Genomic DNA, 16,219 nt, shown 5'->3' with positions numbered 1-16,219 from the left:
AATATTCATGATTGCTTTTATGGATACATTTCGCAAATAGATAATGGGAATAGATTGCATAGATTTCATGAATGGATGACCCCATGTCGCTGCATCGCCCTGAACGCCTTGTCTGGGATCTGGACTGGAACCTTCTGCGCAGTTTTGTGGTAATCGCGGAGGTCAAAAGCATTACCCGCGCGGCAGAGCGCCTCAACCTCAAACAACCAAGCGTGAGCAATGCGTTGCGCCGATTGGAAGACCGCATCGGCCAGCGGCTGGTGGAGCGCGACGCAACCCATTTTGAGCTGACGGACGTTGGCAAACTGCTTTACGAACAGAGCATTGAGGTCTTCGGCGCCATCTCGCAACTGCCGCAACTGGTGCGTGGCGTTGGTGACAATGTGACCGGCCATGTCACCATCTCTGTCGCCAGCCACATCATATCGCCGATCTTCGATCAGGCGCTCGCGCTGTTTCATGAACAGCATCCCAATGCGACACTGACGATCAACGTATCCGCCAGTACAGAAGTCGCGCGGCTTGTGCGCGAGAAGCGCGCTTCCTTCGGCCTTGGTCTGGTGAGTAATCGCGACCCCGCGCTCGACTACACCATGGTCTATCGTGAATTCTTCGGGTTTTTCTGCGGGCCCCGGCACCGGATGTTCGGCCAGTCCGGACTGACCCTTGCCGATCTGAAGGGAGAACCATCGGTTTCGTTCCAGACCGATCATATTGCCGACGCGCTGCGACCCGTAGCTCTGTTGCGCAGTGAGGCGCGGCTTTCACCGGATGTGGTCGGCACATCGTCGAGCCTCGAGGAAGTGCGCCGGATGATCATCACCGGGCTTGGCATCGGTCCGCTTCCAGTGCATGTCGCGCGACGCGAGATCGATGACGGCCTTCTCTGGCGTCTGCCGCCTTACGACAACCCGCCTGCCATCGATGTTTTCCTGATCCACAATCCTGAAGCCAACCTCAACAAGGCGGAAAAGGCCATGCTGGCCGGACTGAAATCTATCATTGCATCAACGCCCCTTGAGGAGCGCATCTACCAGGATTGAGACCCTCTAAAGTCCCCTATCTTCACGGCTGCGCAAGCAGCGTTTCATGATAGGCCCAGAACTCGTCTATGAACCGTTGAGCCAGGCTGTTATCGGGGCCATTACTGCGGCGAATGACCAGAAATCCTGCGTCGACGAAGCTTGTGAAAGGCCGGATCGCCACGCCGCGTCCGCGAAAATCGGTTGCCGACGACGGATCGATGATCGTTATACCGACACCTTCGGCCACAAGCGTCAGCGCTGTGTGCGACAAGCGAGTCTCAATGGTGGCCGATCGTGGAATGCGCGCAAGCGCCACTTCCACACGCATGGCAAACAGCGACCCCGGCTCCAGCGTGATCATACGTTCATCGGCGAGATCATCCGGTGAAACCTCCGGATAGTCTGCAAGGCGATGCCCCAGCGGGACAGCGACAACCGCCGGTATCGCCCGGGTTTCAATATTGAAACCGGGTCTGTCAAGCGGGCCATCAGCAAAACCGAGATCGACCTGACCAGATGCGACGGCTTCGACCACCATTGCAGAGGGAATGCCATTGAGAGAGGCATGGATATTGGGCCGCTCCTTGAGAAAACGCGCAAGGAAGCGCGGCATGATCCCGTTTGCAAGAGCAGGCATGGCCGCTATCCGCAACATGCCCGCATTCTGACGGCTGATCTCGTCGGCGAAACTCCGGATGCGATTGAGCCCGACATAGGCCCGCTCGACCTCCTGCAATAGCGTCATGGCCGCCTGCGTAGGGATCAACTGGTTTCCGCGACGGTTGAAGAGCTTGAGTTTCGTATCGATCTCAAAGTCGCGGATCAGGCGGCTCACGGCGGGCTGAGTGATCGACATCAGTTCCGCTGCAGCCGTCATTTTTCCAGTCAGCATGACGGTTCGGAACGCTTCGACCTGACGCAGGTTCATGTTTCACCATAATATTTGGTTATGCTCTGGGCTTCATTTCGAATTTGACTGTATTGAGCCCCGCTGTCAAACCACTCCCATAAACGTATCGGCGCGACGAAAGCACCGGACATAAAAAGGGAACAATGCAGTTGGGTGCGGTCAGCGCATATCTCGATTTGATGGGTTTTGCCGAAGACGGCTGGGGCTATGATATGCTCCGGGCCACGGGCATGACACTCGCGGTAGCCTTTTGCGGTTTCGCGGCAGGCGCAGTGTTCGGCATGATTGCCGCTGCCGCTTCATTCTCATCGCAGCGCATTCTCAGAATTGCGGCTGACGGCTATTCGACGGTGCTTCGCGGCATCCCCGATCTTCTGGTCATTTATCTGTTCTATTTCGGCAGCAGCGCCGTGTTGAGCCAGATTGGCGCGTTGTTCGGCGGGCAAGGTTTCGTCAGTGCGCCAATCTTCATCACCGGTGCACTGGCCATCGGTGTGGTATCGGGCGCATATCAGGCCGAAGTCTATCGCGGCGCGGTGCTTGCACTCCCCAAAGGCGAAATCGAGGCTGCCAAAGCCTATGGCATGCCGCCGCGTCTGCTGTTTCGCCGCATCATGGTTCCGCAGGCGGCGCGCTTCGCCATTCCGGGCATCGGCAATGTGTGGCAGCTCGTCTTGAAGGAATCCGCACTGATCTCGGTCGTTGGACTGGTTGAACTGATGCGTCAGGCGCAAATCGGCGCTGGATCAACCCGCAAGCCATTCACCTTCTTCCTGACCGCCGGGCTGCTTTATCTCGTCATCACATTCGCATCGGGCTTGCTGTTCAAGAACGCCGAAAGACGCGCCATGCGCGGCATCCGGAGGGCGGTATGAGCTTTCTCGACCTTCCATTCATGTTCGACAGTTTCGTTCAGCTCTGTCGCGGTATCCCGCTGACGCTTCAACTGATGGCGCTATCAGTTATCAGCGGTGCCGTGCTGGCCACCATACTGGCTACGATGCGTCTGTCGGGCAATCTGGTACTGGACCTCATTGCGCGAGGTTATATCTTCGTGCTGCGCGGCACCCCGCTGCTGGTCCAGCTTTACATCATCTATTACGGCCTCAGCCAGTTTCCAGAACTGCGCCGGAGCTTTCTCTGGCCGTTTCTACGCGAACCCTATTGGTGCGCGGTGCTGGCTCTGGCACTCAATACAGCTGCCTATAGCGCCGAAATCATACGTGGCGGCGTTCTGTCGGTCGCGACCGGGCAGATCGAAGCGGCGCATGCTTATGGTATGAGCGGTTTTACACTCGTCCGTCGCATTCTAGCCCCACAAGCGTTGCGACAGATGCTGCCCGCCTATTCGAACGAAGTCATCTTGATGGTGAAGTCCACCGCGCTGGCATCAACCATCACCATGATGGAAGTGACAGGGCTGGCGGCCAAGCTGATTTCCGCCACCTATCGCCCTGTCGAAGTCTTCATCTGTGCAGGCGCGATTTATCTCCTCCTGAACTTCGTAGTCACCAGAATCTTCAAACTGCTGGAATACCGCCTTTCGGCGGCCCAGCGTCAGCCTGTCATCGTGCATGCCGCCGGAGGAAACTCGTAATGCAACGTTTCGAAACGCCTGCGGTCGAGATCAAGAACCTCGAAAAATGCTACGGCGCGCACAAGGTTCTGCATTCAGTTTGCTTGCAGGCCCACCAGGGTGAAGTTATCTCCATTCTGGGAGCATGGGGTTCCGGAAAATCCACACTGCTGCGCTGCATCAATATGCTGGAAGTGCCGGATGCGGGCAGTGTGGCTATTCATGGAGAGGCGTATAAGCTCGACCAGCAGCCGGGACGTGCGCCTCGTCCTGCTGATGCGCAACAGGTTCAGCGGCTGCGCGGTCAGGCGACGATGGTGTTCCAGTCGTTCAATCTATGGTCACACCTGAGCATCCTTGAAAATCTGATCGAAGCGCCTGTGTATGTGCAGAAGCGAAACCGGTCGGAATGCATTGCCGAAGCCGAAGCACTGCTTGAGCGGGTCGGCATAGCCGATAAGCGCAATTTCTATCCCGCACATCTTTCCGGCGGCCAGCAGCAACGCGCGGCGATTGCCCGCGCATTAGCGATGCGTCCGAAGATCATGCTGTTCGATGAACCGACCTCCGCGCTCGACCCTGAACTGGTGGCCGAGGTGCTGAAGGTCATGCGCGATCTGGCGGCAGAGGGGCGCACCATGCTGGTCGTGACCCACGAGATGGGCTTCGCCCGCGATGTTTCCAGCCGTGTGGTGTTTCTGCGTCAGGGCGTGATTGAAGAAGAAGGCACGCCCGACGAGGTTTTTGGCAACCCCAAAAGCGAACGGTTCCGGCAATTCATTTCCAAACAAAACGCATGAACCGATCAATCGGTTTTCTAACAGAGGTGAACATATGAAACTGAAATTCGTCCTTTCCGTCCTTGGCGTTCTCGCCGTCGCACCGACCGCGCAGGCCGAAGATGTCGTGCGCATCGCCACCGAAGGTGCTTATGCGCCGTGGAATTTTTCCGGCCCGAACGGTGTGCTGGAAGGCTTCGAGATTGATCTCGCCAAGGACCTTTGCGAGCGCCTGAAAGCGAAATGCGAAATCACCGCTCAGAACTGGGACGGCATCATCCCGTCGCTGACCGCTGGCAAGTATGACGCCATCATGGCGGGTATGAGCATCACGCCGAAGCGTGAGGAGGTGATTGCGTTTTCGTCGCCTTATGCGGCAGCCATCAATTCCTTTGCAGTCATGGATGACAGCGACCTCGCCGATCTGCCGGAAGGCGGCAAGCCGCTGAATGTCGATTCCGATGCGGCCAAGCCGGTGCTCGAGGAAATCGCCAAGAAAATCAACGGCAAGACCGTCGGCGTTCAGGGTTCCACAACCGCTTCCGCCTTCATGGAACAATATTTCAAGGATGGCGCGGATGTGCGTGAGTACAAGACCGCGGAGGAACACAATTTCGACCTGACCAGCGGTCGCGTAGATGCGGTTGTCGCCAATGCCACAGTTCTTGCGGCTGCGCTGGAAAAGGACGACATGAAGGGCGCAAAGCTGGCCGGCCCGCTGTTTTCGGGCAAGGTCTTCGGCATGATCGGTGTCGGTCTGCGCAAGGAAGATACCGCCCTGAAGGGTCGCTTCGATACAGCCATTCAGGCCGCGATTGCCGACGGCACGGTGAAAAAACTTTCCGAGAAATGGTTCAAGGTGGACGTAAGCCCGCAAAACTGAGCCGACGCAATCGGGCCTGACTCTCGTCAGGCCCAACACTGACGACGCTGTGACAACAGATTGAATTTACGAATGCGCAGATTGCCGGACCAAAACATAATCATTATCGGCGCGGGACTGGTTGGCTCTGCCATTGCCTGGGGTCTCGCCCGATCCGGTCTGCGTCCAATGCTTCTTGATGGAGAAGACCTGTCCCTGCGCGCATCCCGTGCCAATTTCGCGCTCATCTGGGTACAGGGCAAAGGCGTAGGCGCACCACACTATGCCCGTTGGACAATGCAATCTGCGCGCCTGTGGCCCGCTTTCGCAGACGAGTTGCGGGATATCACCGGGCTTGATGTGGCGTTGAAACAGACTGGTGCCTTTACCTTCTGCCTAGACCAGCGCGAGCTTCAAATGTTTGCGGAAGACGTCGCGACGGTGGCGCGGGAACTCGGCAATGACGCCCCGGAACATGTTGTGCTCGACCATCAGGAAACGGCCAGAATGGTACCCTCCATAGGCCGGGATGTGATCGGTTCGATCTATTCGCCGATGGACGGCGACGTGAATTCACTGCGCCTGTTTCGCGCCTTGCATACGGGCATGATCAAACTCGGCGCGTCCTACGAACCGCACTGTGAAGTCTCTTCCATCACCCCGCAAAACGGTGGCTTTCTGTTAAGCGGCGCATGGGGCGAGGTCTTTGCCGAACGCGTCATTCTGGCTGCGGGCAACGGCAATGCAGAGCTTGCCAAAAGTGTCGGTCTTGAAGCGCCGGTCGTGCGCAGCAAAGGCCAAATTCTTGTAACGGAGAAATGCGCGCCCTTCTTCCCCTATACAGCGGCCACGCTGCGGCAGGCGGATGAAGGCGGCGTGATGATCGGCGACAGTCAGGAAACCCATACGGACCGGATCGCCACCAATCAGGATATCAGCGCGGTGCTGGCCAACAGGGCAGTGCGGACATTCCCGCATCTGGCCGATGTCAATGTCATTCGCAGTTGGGCCGGGTTTCGGGTCAAGACACCGGACGGAATGCCGATTTACGAACAATCCGAAAGCCACCCGGGCGCTTACGCCGTCATGTGCCATTCCGGCGTCACGCTTGCCGCCAACCACGCCCTGATCGTGGCAAAGGAAATAGCAGCCGATGCCAAACAACTTGCTGGTGATGCGTTCTCCGGCCGGAGGTTTCATGTCTCCTAAAATGTTCCTTAAAACTGAGACACCAGAGGAAACCGTGACGATCACATTCGATGCGCGCACCTTGACGGTGCCTGCCAATGTAACTGTCGCCGCAGCGCTGCTTGGAGAGGGTATCAACCGGCTCAGAGATAGCGTCGTTGGTAATCAGCCGCGAGCGCCCTACTGCCTGATGGGTATCTGTTTTGAGTGTCTGGTTACCATTGATGGTATTCAGAACCGCCAAGCCTGTATGACGCCCGTGGTCGATGGAATGGTCATTTCTTCGCAGACCGGCGCACGTCGGGTGGAACCATGACGACAATGCTCAAAAGAATTTCCGATATTCATGCGCTCGACGCGGCCTATGATCTCGCCATTATCGGCGCAGGACCGGCGGGCATGTCGGCAGCGGCGGAGGCAAGCGCCGCTGGCGCCAACGTTGTCCTGTTCGACGAGAATCCCGCCGTCGGCGGCCAGATTTACCGTGGCATTGAACACAATACAACTGCCCGCAGGCCGTTTCTCGGCACCGACTACTGGCGGGGCAAAGAGGTCCTGAAAGCATTCATCGCCAGCAAGGCCACCTATGTGCCGCAGGCCCTCGTCTGGAGCGCGGAGCCACAGGACGGCGACAACAACGGCGTTGATCTGCGCGTATCGGTAAGCGGCAAGAGCGGGATTGTTTCAGCGCGCCGCGTGATCTTCGCGACCGGCGCCATGGAGCGTCCGATGCCTGTCAGGGGCTGGACATTGCCGGGTGTTATGACCGTCGGCGCAGCACAGATTGCGTTGAAGGCTTCCGGCCTCCTGCCCAACGGAAATGTGGTTTTGGCGGGAACAGGCCCGCTGCTCTACATGTTCGCCGCGCAGCTGTTGCAGGCGGGTGGCAAAGTTGCAGCATTGCTCGATACGACGCCCGGCGCAAATTACCTGAAATCTGCACCGAACCTGCCTTCAGTCCTTTTCTCGCCCTATGCCTTGAAGGGGCTTTCCCTGCTTTTGAAAGTGCGCAAGTCGGTGCCGGTTTATTCTGGTGTCACCGAAATAGCCATTGAAGGAAAAGAGGAAGCCGAAGCGATCTGCTTTTCGGCCAAAGGCAAGACACACAGGCTTGCTGTCGATAGCGTGTTCCTGCATCAGGGTGTGATCCCCAACAACAATCTCGCCAATGCTTCCGGCTGCGCTCTGGTTTGGAACGACGATCAGAAATGTTTTCAACCGCAACTCGACGACAATGGTCGTTCGTCTGTTCCGTCCATCTATATTGCTGGTGACGGCAGCGGCATTGGTGGTGCATTGGTTGCCGAGCAGAGCGGACGTGTCGCAGCGCTCGCAGCCTGTCGGGATATCTTTCCGGCATTGGCCACAACGTTGAGTTCGAAAATCGCAAAGCTGCGTGCGCAAGCGCGGCGCTTCGAACGTGGTCGATCCTTTATCGACGCGCTTTATCTGCCTGCACAGGCGTTTCGCGCACCAACGGATCGGGAAACAATCGTCTGCCGTTGCGAAGAAGTGACTGCAGGCGCAATCCGCGACGCGGCAGCCTGCAATATCGCTGGCCCAAACCAGCTGAAAACCATGTTTCGCTGTGGCATGGGGCCTTGTCAGGGCCGCATGTGCAGTTCCACCGTCACGGAAATTCTGGCCGAGGTGCAAAACCGCGCGCCGGAAACAGTCGGCTTCTATCGTCTGCGTGCGCCGGTGAAACCGGTGCCGCTCAGCGAAATCGCGGCTCTACCTCAAACCCCCGATGCTGTCTTCGCCGTTACCGGCGAGCAACCGGAAAATTCCCCAACCATCTGAAAGGATTAAACTATGGCTGAGCGTTTCATTCAGACGCCGATCATGCATCGCGTCGTCGAACACAACGGCATTGTCTATGTCGGTGGAACCACCTGTGATGACGAAAGCCTGGATATGGCTGGTCAGACCCGCGAAATCCTCGCCAAGCTCGACAGCTATCTGGCACAGGCAGGCACGGACAAGACCAAGCTTCTGGCAGCCACCATCTTCGTAACAGACCTCAACAAGAAGCCTGAAATGGATAAGGTCTGGAAGGAATGGATTGATCCTTCGCTGTTGCCAACCCGTGCAACCGTTGGCGTTGCTGATCTGGGTGGCGATACGCTGATTGAAATCGTGGTTTCTGCTTACAAATAATCGACTTCAAAAACCACGTTGGGTTCTTGAAAAGAAAAGCCGCCGACTGTCATGGAGTCGGCGGCTTTTCGCTGTTCTTAGATGTCGGTCGACGCTCAGGTCACCACTTGTTCTTCATAGGTCTTTTTGACCCGAGGGACACAAAGGCAGATTGGCACAATCAAGACCGCGATCAGCATCATCGCCACAAAGGTCGCGTGCAGTGCATTTTGAAGCGCAAGCCGCAGCACCTGCTGATCCATCAACATCTCCGCACCATTCAACAGGTCGCGAAGTTGTTCTGATGTAATCGCCTCACCGTGATTGGCATTCGCAAGACCATAGGTCAGCACCGCGCCCAGAACAGTCGCACCGAGCGTACTGCCCAAATTGCGCGAGAAGACATTCGATGCCGTGGCGCTGCCGCGCTCCGACCAGCTCACGCTGTCCTGCGTCAGGATCAGTGCCCCGATGTTGAGCAGCCCCATGCCGAACCCCATGATCAGAGAACCGGCTCCAGCCAGTGTGGCTGAACTGGCTGGGGTGAGCATGACAAGCAGCGACGTTCCAATCGGAATGCAAATGCTTCCCGCGATCATGATTGGGCGCAGTCCAAACCGCGTAAACTGTCGCGATGCAATCGTGGCCCCGCACGGCCAGCCCAGCAGCAACATGGTGAGCGCAAAGCCCGCGACCACGGGAGACCGGTTGAGGACCGTCTGCACATACATGGGCAGGAATGTCGTCAGCCCCATGATTGACATACTGGCCAGAAAAACCGCCAGATTGGAAAATGCTATGGGACGCTTTAGCCACAAATCGGGCGCCACCATCGGCTCTTTCGCGCGGCGCTCCTGCCAGATGAAGGCGACCAGCGAAAGACCAAAGAGCGCCAGTGCCAGAATTCCCTCCAGCGAAACAGCGCTCTCCATGAGCGTGAGCGCAATCATCAGCGAGGAGATGGAGACGGCGAAAAGAGCCGCGCCAAGCACATCGACCGATACGCGTGTGGAGCGCTTCTCTTCATGCAGGAAAAGGAGAAAGCCGGATGCGGCCAAAATGCCGACTGGCACGTTGATCCAGAACACCCATGCCCAGCTCAAATTGTGAATGATCACACTACCAAGCAAAGGACCGACAACGGCAGACAATGCCCAGACACTGGCAAGATATCCCTGAACCTTGCTGCGCTGCGCTCCTGGAAAAAGATCGGCTACGACGGTCATGGCCGCGGGCTGGACCGCCCCTGCCCCAATGCCCTGCAACAATCGAAAAGCAATCATCGACGGCATAGACCATGCAAAACCGGCCAGCACAGAGGCGACCAGAAACAGAGCTATACCAAAGACGAGCACCGGCTTGCGTCCATAGATATCGGCCAGTTTGCCAAAGACGACTGTCGTTGCCGTCTGGGTCAAAAGGAATGACGAGAAAACCCAGGAATAAAGATTGAGCTGGCCAAGTTGCGCTGCGATCTGCGGCATCGCGGTCGACACAATCGTTGCCTCGACGGCGATCATGGCCATGCTTGCCATAATCGCGGCGACAACAAGCCCGCGATGAGAGTGTTTTTCAGTCATGGATTGCTTTCAGACCAGAATTGGCCGTCGTTGAGGGAAGCCTTGTGCTTCTGCACCTGTTTCTAGACCCGCCCAACGGCCATCGCAATAGTTTACCCGCCGCGTGACTACACATTGTTGCTATCTCACGCAGAGCCGTTTCGTGGCAAGAAAGAGCAATTCGTATCCAGTTTGAGCAATAACAATGCTCTGGCTGCTTGTTTTAACGCGCAACTTATCCCAAAACCGCGTCACAGATTTCGGATAATCGCCAACGATCGGAGAAGACCATGACGAACAGCACAACGCCCTATTTCCTTGAGGATACGGACGAAAGCGAAATCTCTTCCGATGTTGCAGGCATCGGCAATTTCCTGGTGACCACCCATGTTCCCATCCGGGCCGATGGTTCCATGGAAAACGGCGATATAACCGCCCAAAGCGAATGCACGCTGAACAGCCTCAAAGCATCACTTGAAAAGGCTGGCAGCAGTCTGGCGAATGTTATTCACCTGACGATCTATCTGACCGACATCAATGAGCGCCCGGCGTTCAATGAAGTGTATCTGCGCTTTTTCAAGAAGCCATTTCCGGTTCGTTGCGCCGTGGGCGTTGCAGGTCTCGCCACCCCGGAAATGCGGGTTGAAGTCACCGCAATGGCTGTGCGCAACCAATAGCCGGCGGCACCGACGATCAGACGAATTCGCTTGTCATGGCGGGGCCATTCGCGTGAGCGGCCCCGAACACAAACAGGCCTAACCCTACATCCTGCAAGAACGGCATATCATCATACGCTAATTTCATAACCTACTTATCCGGGCCGCCTAGCCGTTGCTTCCGGGTTTATGCAATGCTGATGCATCAAACCAGAGGAGGGGTTCGATAAAATGAAAAAAATAATAACAATAATGGGTATCGCAGGCGCTATTCTCGCTACCGGATTTTCTGCTTATGCAGGAGAGACGCTGGATCGCGTCATGGAAAAAAAGGCCATGGTTGTCGCAACCAATGCGGGTTGGCCACCCCAGAGCTTTCTGGATGATTCCAACAAACTCGTGGGCTTCGACGTGGACGTGGCCAACGAGATCGGCAAGCGCCTTGGCGTCAGTGTCTCTTTCGAAACGCCGGATTGGGCAACGCTGACCGGCGGACGCTGGCAGGGGCGCTATGACGTGGGTGTCGGATCGGTAACACCGACCAAGGCGCGCGCCAATGTCATCGATTTCGCCGGTGTCTATTATTACAGCCCCTATGTCTATGTCGTGCACAAGGACAGCGAAGCGAAATCCGTTGCTGATCTCAAGGGCAAAGTCATCGGCGTAGAAACGGCGACCACGTCGGAAGATTTCGCCCGTCACCAGCTGGAAATTGACGCACCGGGTCTTCCCCCAATCGAATACAAGCTGGAACCGGGCGAAATTCGCACCTTTGCGGATTCCATGCTGCCGTTCGACGATCTGAGACTGGGTGACGGCGTACGCATTGATGCGATCATCGCTCCGGAACAGACGGCGCAGAACGCCATCAAGAACGGTTATCCGGTCAAGATTCTTGAGGGCGAATATGCCTTCCGTGAGCCGCTCGTGGTCATCGCGGAGAAGAACGATCCGGAATGGACCGCCAAGATTGGCGAGATCATCAAGCAGATGAAGTCTGACGGCACTTTGGCGACACTCACTGCAAAGTGGTACGGCAAAGACTACAGCGCCGACTGACATTCCCCTTAGATCAATATCGAAGTGAGCCATCGTGACGGTGGCTCATCCGATATGCTTTTCCTGGTGTTGCGATGACTTATCCGGCCACATATTACAGCCAGACGACGGCGGACGCATTGGTGCGCCCGACACTTGAACGCGAAATAACAGCAGATGTTGCCGTGATCGGCGGCGGGCTGGCAGGATTGTCAGCCGCCTTGCAGATGTCGCGCGCGGGCAAGCGAGTTGTTGTTCTGGAAGCCGAGAGCATCGGCTTTGGCGCCTCCGGGCGCAATGGCGGGTTTGTCAGCCCAGGCTTTGCCTCTGGTGGCGATGAAATTGCTGCCCGGGCTGGCAAGTCTGTTGCCAAGACACTGCATCAATTGTCGATTGAAGGTGTCGAATTCGTTCGACAAAACATCGACACGCTGAAGATCGATGAAGCCCAGTCTATTCCCGGCATTTTGCATGTGCGCCGATATGACGACGGGGACAGTCTGAAACACTACGCCGACGCGCTGCAACGCGATTATGGCTACAAGATTGACTTCCATCCAACCGCTGAAACGCGCGACATCCTGAATTCGCAGCGCTACTTTCAATCGGTCTACGACCCCAATGCATTCCATATCCATCCATTGAATTACCTCCGGGCGCTGGCGCGCGAGATAGAGCGGCTTGGTAGGCGGATATTCGAGCATAGCCGTGTGGTGCAGTTGCTCGACCACAAGGACGGGAAGCTTGTCAAAACAGCTCAGGGACAAGTCAAGGCGGGCGCAGTGCTGATCACCACTGGTGGTTATACTGACGGTCTGGTGGGCCAGATCAGGCGAGCCTACCTGCCAATTGCAACCTATGTGATGGTGAGTGAAGAAGCGCCTGAACTGATTGCATCGGCAATCCGCACAACAGCCGCGATTGGTGATAATCGCCGCGCTGGTGACTATTATCGTGTGATTGATGGTGGTCGCAGACTTTTGTGGGGCGGACGCATCACCACAAGAGCAGCCAATACGCCCGGCGTGGTGCGCGAGTTGCGCAACGAGATGGTGGGAACCTATCCCCAGCTTGCGTCACTCAAGACGGAATTGGCGTGGTCGGGCCTGATGTCTTACGCCAGACATTTGATGCCCCAGATAGGACAACTGGACCACAGCACATGGTATTGCACCGCTTTTGGTGGCCATGGGCTCAACACAACCGCCATTGGCGGCAAAGTCGTGGCGGAAGCCATCTGCGGACAGAGTGACCGCTACAAGCTATTCGAAAAATTCGGATTGGTCTGGGCTGGCGGAGCCGCTGGCCTCGCAGCCGCACAGCTTACCTATTGGAAATTGCAGATGCAGGATTGGCTTGCTGAGCGAAAGGCAAGCTAACAGAGGAGAGAACATGCTCGGGAGGTTTTTTCTGATGCGGCCGGAGGCCGCCAAGCGTACTGTTCAGATAGCGTTCTTTGTTATCCTGACGGCACTCTTCTGTTTCATGAATATCCGGTTCTCCGGCATAACAAACTGGCTTGGTATCGACCCCAAAGTCGCGAAGGCGGGTTTCACCAAAGCAACGCTGATCTCCTCTATACTGCTTAGCGTTATCATATTCGCCAATTGGAGTTTTTTGAGACTTTTTCCGCGTTGGGCACAGATTTCCGGAATATGGCTGGAACTGTTCCTGCTCTTGATGATCTTCTTCTACTCATTCAATCTTTCGTTTGAATTTATAGCCCGCAAGATCGGATTTCTGATCAGTCAGGGTGTCGTCACAACGCTTTATATTTCCGCTGCCTCAATCTTTTTCGCGACCATCCTGGCGTTGATTGGCGCTGTGGCCAAGCTATCAAAGAACGGCCTCGTCTATGGGCTGGCGACATTCTACACCTCGCTCTTCCGTGGCCTGCCATTGTTGATGCAGATCTATATCATCTACCTTGGACTGCCGCAGGTGGGCTATGTCATCGGGCCTATTCCTGCCGGTATTCTGGCGCTGTCGCTATGCTATGGCGCCTATATGACCGAGATCTTCCGCGCAGGCATCGAGAGCATTCCGCGTGGACAGCAGGAAGGCGCATTTGCGCTTGGCCTCGGCCCTTCGCAGACCATGTGGCTGGTCATTCTTCCACAGGCAATGCGTATCATCATTCCGCCGACAGGAAACCAGTTCATCGCAATGCTCAAGGACTCGTCACTGGTCTCTGTCATTGGCGTATGGGAACTCATGTATCTCGCCCGCACACAGGGTCAGACCGAGTTCCGGCACATCGAAATGCTGATTACCGCATCGATGATCTACTGGGCCCTATCCATCGTTCTGGAATATGGTCAGGCCAAACTCGAAGCCCGCTTCAAACGATCTCTGGCGCGTTAAGCGCGGCAAAGATTCACCTCTGATTGAGTCACCCCCAAAGAGGGGTGACATTCTTCCAAATGATAAGCAGAGCGACCATGGACAAGCGTCACGAAATTCTGTTCGAGCCAATCAAGATTGGCCCCGTCACGACGAAGAACCGCTTCTATCAGGTTCCACATTGTAGCGGCATGGGACATCGCTATCCCGAACATGATCTTCGCCTGCGTGAGATGAAGGCAGAGGGTGGTTGGGGCGTGGTTTCCACACAGGAAACCGAAATCCATCCAACATCGGATATTACGCCTTCCAATCAGGGTCGCATATGGGACGATAAGGACGCCGACCGCCTCCAGAAGCTGACTGACGCTGTTCATCAGCATGGCAGTCTCGCGGCGATCCAGCTTGTACATAACGGCATCCATGTCTCCAATCGTCTGACCAGACTGGCGCCTCTTGGGCCCATGGACATGATTGTCGATGTGGAAGATCCGGTACAGGCAAAAGCCATGGACAAGGCCGACATTGCACGGTTTCGCAAATGGCATCGCGATGCAGCGCTGCGCGCCAAGCGGGCCGGTTTCGATATCGTCTATGTTTACGCAGGCCACGACATGACCTTGCTGCAGCATTTTCTGCTGCAACGTTACAATACCCGCACGGACGAATATGGCGGGTCGTTCGAGAACCGCCTGCGTTTGTTTCGTGAAGTGCTGGCGGATACGCGCGACGCTGTCGGTGACAAATGTGCGATTGCGGTGCGCTTTGCGGTTGAGGAGTTTCTGGGTGATCAGGGCATCCAGCACAATGGTGAAGGACGGGATGTCATTGCCGCTCTCGCCGATGAGCCTGATCTTTGGGATGTGAACCTGTCCGGCTGGTCCAACGATAGCCAGACATCCCGCTTCTCACAGGAAGGCTTTCAGGAGCCTTATATCTCCTTTGTGAAATCACTCACCACCAAACCAGTCGTTGGTGTCGGTCGTTATACATCGCCGGACACGATGGTACAGGCAATCAAATCCGGCGTTCTCGATCTTATCGGCGCGGCGCGCCCGTCAATTGCCGACCCATTTCTGCCAGAGAAAATCCAGAGCGGTCGCGTCGATGACATTCGCGAATGCATCGGTTGCAATATATGCACCGCCAGCGACAACATCGTTGCGCCATTGCGCTGCACCCAAAACCCGACAATTGGCGAAGAAGCGCGCAAGGGTTGGCACCCGGAAAAAATCGGCAAGCTGCAGACCACCGAGAAAGTTCTGGTGGTCGGTGGTGGCCCCGCTGGTCTGGAAGCTGCCCGCGCCATGGCCGAGCGCGGCGCAGAAGTCATCATTGCTGATAGAAGCACCCAGTGGGGTGGGCGTGTGACCGAGGAAGCGGCCCTTCCCGGACTTGCAAGCTGGGCGCGTGTTCGCGATTGGCGGATGACGCAATTGCAGCGCGCGACCAATGTGGAGATGTATCTCGACAGCCATCTGGATGCCGACGAGATTTTGACTTACGGAATTCCCAACGTGGTGCTGGCGACCGGCGCGCGCTGGCGCACCGATGCCGTCGGCCGCTCGCACAGACAACCTCTGGAAACACTGGATGGTCACACGTTGAGTGTCGACACCATTCTCAAAGACAAAACATCCCTTGATGATTGTCGCGGACCTTTGGTGATATTCGATGATGATCGTTACTATCTCGGCTCGGTTCTCGCCGAGCTTGCGGTCAGTCGCGGCATTGAAACAACATTGGTAACACCAGCTGCAATCGTGGCCCCCTGGAGTGAACACACGCTCGAACAGTCGAAGATTCAAACGAGATTGATAGAGCTGGGTGTCAGGATAATCCCGCTGCACAGGCTCGCCAGACAAACCACCGACAGCCTGTCTGTCGCATGTGTCTATTCCGGCAGGGAAACCGAAACTCCATGCGGCACACTGGTGCCTGTAACCAGCCGTCATCCCGACAAAAGCCTGGCGGTTGCACTGGAAGCTCGCCGGAATGAATGGCAGGACGCGGGTATAAAATCCGTCACCTCAATTGGTGACTGTTATGCACCATCGATCATCGCCGCTGCGGTTTATAGCGGCCATTCCTATGCGCGCAGTTTTGGGACACCAGACGCTGACAATATGGATGTCTATCGATAG

At 56.3% G+C, this 16,219-nt stretch carries 16 protein-coding genes; 14 read left to right on the top strand and 2 right to left on the bottom strand.

All coding sequences use genetic code 11. The features are described from left to right. Positions 1–83: 83 nt before the first annotated feature. Positions 84–1,043: a LysR family transcriptional regulator gene (locus FHW03_RS04850; RefSeq protein WP_182519605.1), complete on the top strand. Its 960-nt coding sequence runs from the start codon at positions 84–86 to the stop codon at positions 1,041–1,043. A 22-nt stretch (positions 1,044–1,065) separates the two neighbouring features. Here the strand turns inward: FHW03_RS04850 and FHW03_RS04845 are convergent, their stop codons facing one another. Further along, positions 1,066–1,953, bottom strand: coding sequence for a LysR substrate-binding domain-containing protein (locus FHW03_RS04845; protein WP_078340561.1), 888 nt, complete (start codon positions 1,951–1,953; stop codon positions 1,066–1,068). 161 nt (positions 1,954–2,114) lie between these two features. On the opposite strand from FHW03_RS04845, the gene FHW03_RS04840 reads away from it, so the two are divergent. From FHW03_RS04840 to FHW03_RS04805, 8 genes are all read left to right on the top strand, one after another. After that, positions 2,115–2,810, top strand: a complete 696-nt coding sequence (locus tag FHW03_RS04840; protein WP_182520051.1) for an ABC transporter permease subunit — start codon at positions 2,115–2,117, stop codon at positions 2,808–2,810. Beyond that, positions 2,807–3,532: an ABC transporter permease gene (locus tag FHW03_RS04835; protein ID WP_182519604.1), complete on the top strand. Its 726-nt coding sequence runs from the start codon at positions 2,807–2,809 to the stop codon at positions 3,530–3,532. Before FHW03_RS04840 ends, FHW03_RS04835 begins: the two co-directional genes overlap by 4 nt. Further along, complete coding sequence (locus FHW03_RS04830) at positions 3,532–4,311, top strand: ATP-binding cassette domain-containing protein (RefSeq protein ID WP_182519603.1); 780 nt, start codon at positions 3,532–3,534, stop codon at positions 4,309–4,311. Before FHW03_RS04835 ends, FHW03_RS04830 begins: the two co-directional genes overlap by 1 nt. A 34-nt stretch (positions 4,312–4,345) precedes the next feature. Next, on the top strand, positions 4,346–5,173 hold the full coding sequence (locus tag FHW03_RS04825; RefSeq protein ID WP_182519602.1) for a lysine/arginine/ornithine ABC transporter substrate-binding protein: 828 nt from the start codon (positions 4,346–4,348) through the stop codon (positions 5,171–5,173). Between the two features lie 72 nt (positions 5,174–5,245). Continuing rightward, positions 5,246–6,361, top strand: a complete 1,116-nt coding sequence (locus FHW03_RS04820) for an FAD-dependent oxidoreductase (RefSeq protein WP_182519601.1) — start codon at positions 5,246–5,248, stop codon at positions 6,359–6,361. 1 nt (position 6,362) lies between these two features. After that, entirely contained in the window at positions 6,363–6,656 is a 294-nt protein-coding gene (locus FHW03_RS04815; RefSeq protein WP_182520050.1) for a (2Fe-2S)-binding protein, read from the top strand. Further along, positions 6,653–8,143, top strand: coding sequence for an NAD(P)/FAD-dependent oxidoreductase (locus FHW03_RS04810; protein ID WP_182519600.1), 1,491 nt, complete (start codon positions 6,653–6,655; stop codon positions 8,141–8,143). The genes FHW03_RS04815 and FHW03_RS04810 overlap by 4 nt, the downstream gene beginning before the upstream one ends. Positions 8,144–8,155: 12 nt before the next feature. Next, positions 8,156–8,500 (top strand): RidA family protein, encoded by a 345-nt coding sequence (locus FHW03_RS04805; RefSeq protein ID WP_061345658.1) that lies wholly within the window; start codon positions 8,156–8,158, stop codon positions 8,498–8,500. Positions 8,501–8,595: 95 nt separating this feature from the next. On the opposite strand, the gene FHW03_RS04800 is transcribed toward FHW03_RS04805, so the two are convergent. Further along, positions 8,596–10,059, bottom strand: a complete 1,464-nt coding sequence (locus tag FHW03_RS04800; RefSeq protein ID WP_182519599.1) for an MDR family MFS transporter — start codon at positions 10,057–10,059, stop codon at positions 8,596–8,598. Between the two features lie 269 nt (positions 10,060–10,328). Between FHW03_RS04800 and FHW03_RS04795 the strand changes: the two genes are divergently transcribed. The 5 genes from FHW03_RS04795 (at position 10,329) to FHW03_RS04775 (ending at position 16,219) form a co-directional block, all read left to right on the top strand. Next, on the top strand, positions 10,329–10,715 hold the full coding sequence (locus FHW03_RS04795; RefSeq protein WP_182519598.1) for a RidA family protein: 387 nt from the start codon (positions 10,329–10,331) through the stop codon (positions 10,713–10,715). Between the two features lie 210 nt (positions 10,716–10,925). Continuing rightward, positions 10,926–11,753, top strand: a complete 828-nt coding sequence (locus FHW03_RS04790) for a transporter substrate-binding domain-containing protein (protein ID WP_377514147.1) — start codon at positions 10,926–10,928, stop codon at positions 11,751–11,753. A gap of 74 nt (positions 11,754–11,827) precedes the next feature. Continuing rightward, positions 11,828–13,111 (top strand): FAD-binding oxidoreductase, encoded by a 1,284-nt coding sequence (locus FHW03_RS04785; RefSeq protein ID WP_182519597.1) that lies wholly within the window; start codon positions 11,828–11,830, stop codon positions 13,109–13,111. 13 nt (positions 13,112–13,124) lie between these two features. After that, a complete protein-coding gene (locus tag FHW03_RS04780) occupies positions 13,125–14,096 on the top strand; it encodes an amino acid ABC transporter permease (RefSeq protein ID WP_182519596.1) in 972 nt (323 codons plus the stop codon). A gap of 77 nt (positions 14,097–14,173) precedes the next feature. Beyond that, positions 14,174–16,219: an FAD-dependent oxidoreductase gene (locus FHW03_RS04775; RefSeq protein WP_377514144.1), complete on the top strand. Its 2,046-nt coding sequence runs from the start codon at positions 14,174–14,176 to the stop codon at positions 16,217–16,219.

The sequence above is a fragment of the Ochrobactrum sp. RH2CCR150 genome (assembly GCA_014138095.1).
Taxonomy (GTDB): Bacteria; Pseudomonadota; Alphaproteobacteria; order Rhizobiales; family Rhizobiaceae; genus Brucella; species Brucella gambitense.
This window is presented reverse-complemented; position numbering and strand designations above follow the sequence as displayed.

Coding starts and splice junctions, on each gene's coding strand:
- FHW03_RS04850 (WP_182519605.1), top strand. CDS start 84: ATGTCGCTGCATCGCCCTGAACGCCTTGTCTGGGATCTGGACTGGAAC.
- FHW03_RS04845 (WP_078340561.1), bottom strand. CDS start 1,953: ATGAACCTGCGTCAGGTCGAAGCGTTCCGAACCGTCATGCTGACTGGA.
- FHW03_RS04840 (WP_182520051.1), top strand. CDS start 2,115: ATGGGTTTTGCCGAAGACGGCTGGGGCTATGATATGCTCCGGGCCACG.
- FHW03_RS04835 (WP_182519604.1), top strand. CDS start 2,807: ATGAGCTTTCTCGACCTTCCATTCATGTTCGACAGTTTCGTTCAGCTC.
- FHW03_RS04830 (WP_182519603.1), top strand. CDS start 3,532: ATGCAACGTTTCGAAACGCCTGCGGTCGAGATCAAGAACCTCGAAAAA.
- FHW03_RS04825 (WP_182519602.1), top strand. CDS start 4,346: ATGAAACTGAAATTCGTCCTTTCCGTCCTTGGCGTTCTCGCCGTCGCA.
- FHW03_RS04820 (WP_182519601.1), top strand. CDS start 5,246: ATGCGCAGATTGCCGGACCAAAACATAATCATTATCGGCGCGGGACTG.
- FHW03_RS04815 (WP_182520050.1), top strand. CDS start 6,363: ATGTTCCTTAAAACTGAGACACCAGAGGAAACCGTGACGATCACATTC.
- FHW03_RS04810 (WP_182519600.1), top strand. CDS start 6,653: ATGACGACAATGCTCAAAAGAATTTCCGATATTCATGCGCTCGACGCG.
- FHW03_RS04805 (WP_061345658.1), top strand. CDS start 8,156: ATGGCTGAGCGTTTCATTCAGACGCCGATCATGCATCGCGTCGTCGAA.
- FHW03_RS04800 (WP_182519599.1), bottom strand. CDS start 10,059: ATGACTGAAAAACACTCTCATCGCGGGCTTGTTGTCGCCGCGATTATG.
- FHW03_RS04795 (WP_182519598.1), top strand. CDS start 10,329: ATGACGAACAGCACAACGCCCTATTTCCTTGAGGATACGGACGAAAGC.
- FHW03_RS04790 (WP_377514147.1), top strand. CDS start 10,926: ATGAAAAAAATAATAACAATAATGGGTATCGCAGGCGCTATTCTCGCT.
- FHW03_RS04785 (WP_182519597.1), top strand. CDS start 11,828: ATGACTTATCCGGCCACATATTACAGCCAGACGACGGCGGACGCATTG.
- FHW03_RS04780 (WP_182519596.1), top strand. CDS start 13,125: ATGCTCGGGAGGTTTTTTCTGATGCGGCCGGAGGCCGCCAAGCGTACT.
- FHW03_RS04775 (WP_377514144.1), top strand. CDS start 14,174: ATGGACAAGCGTCACGAAATTCTGTTCGAGCCAATCAAGATTGGCCCC.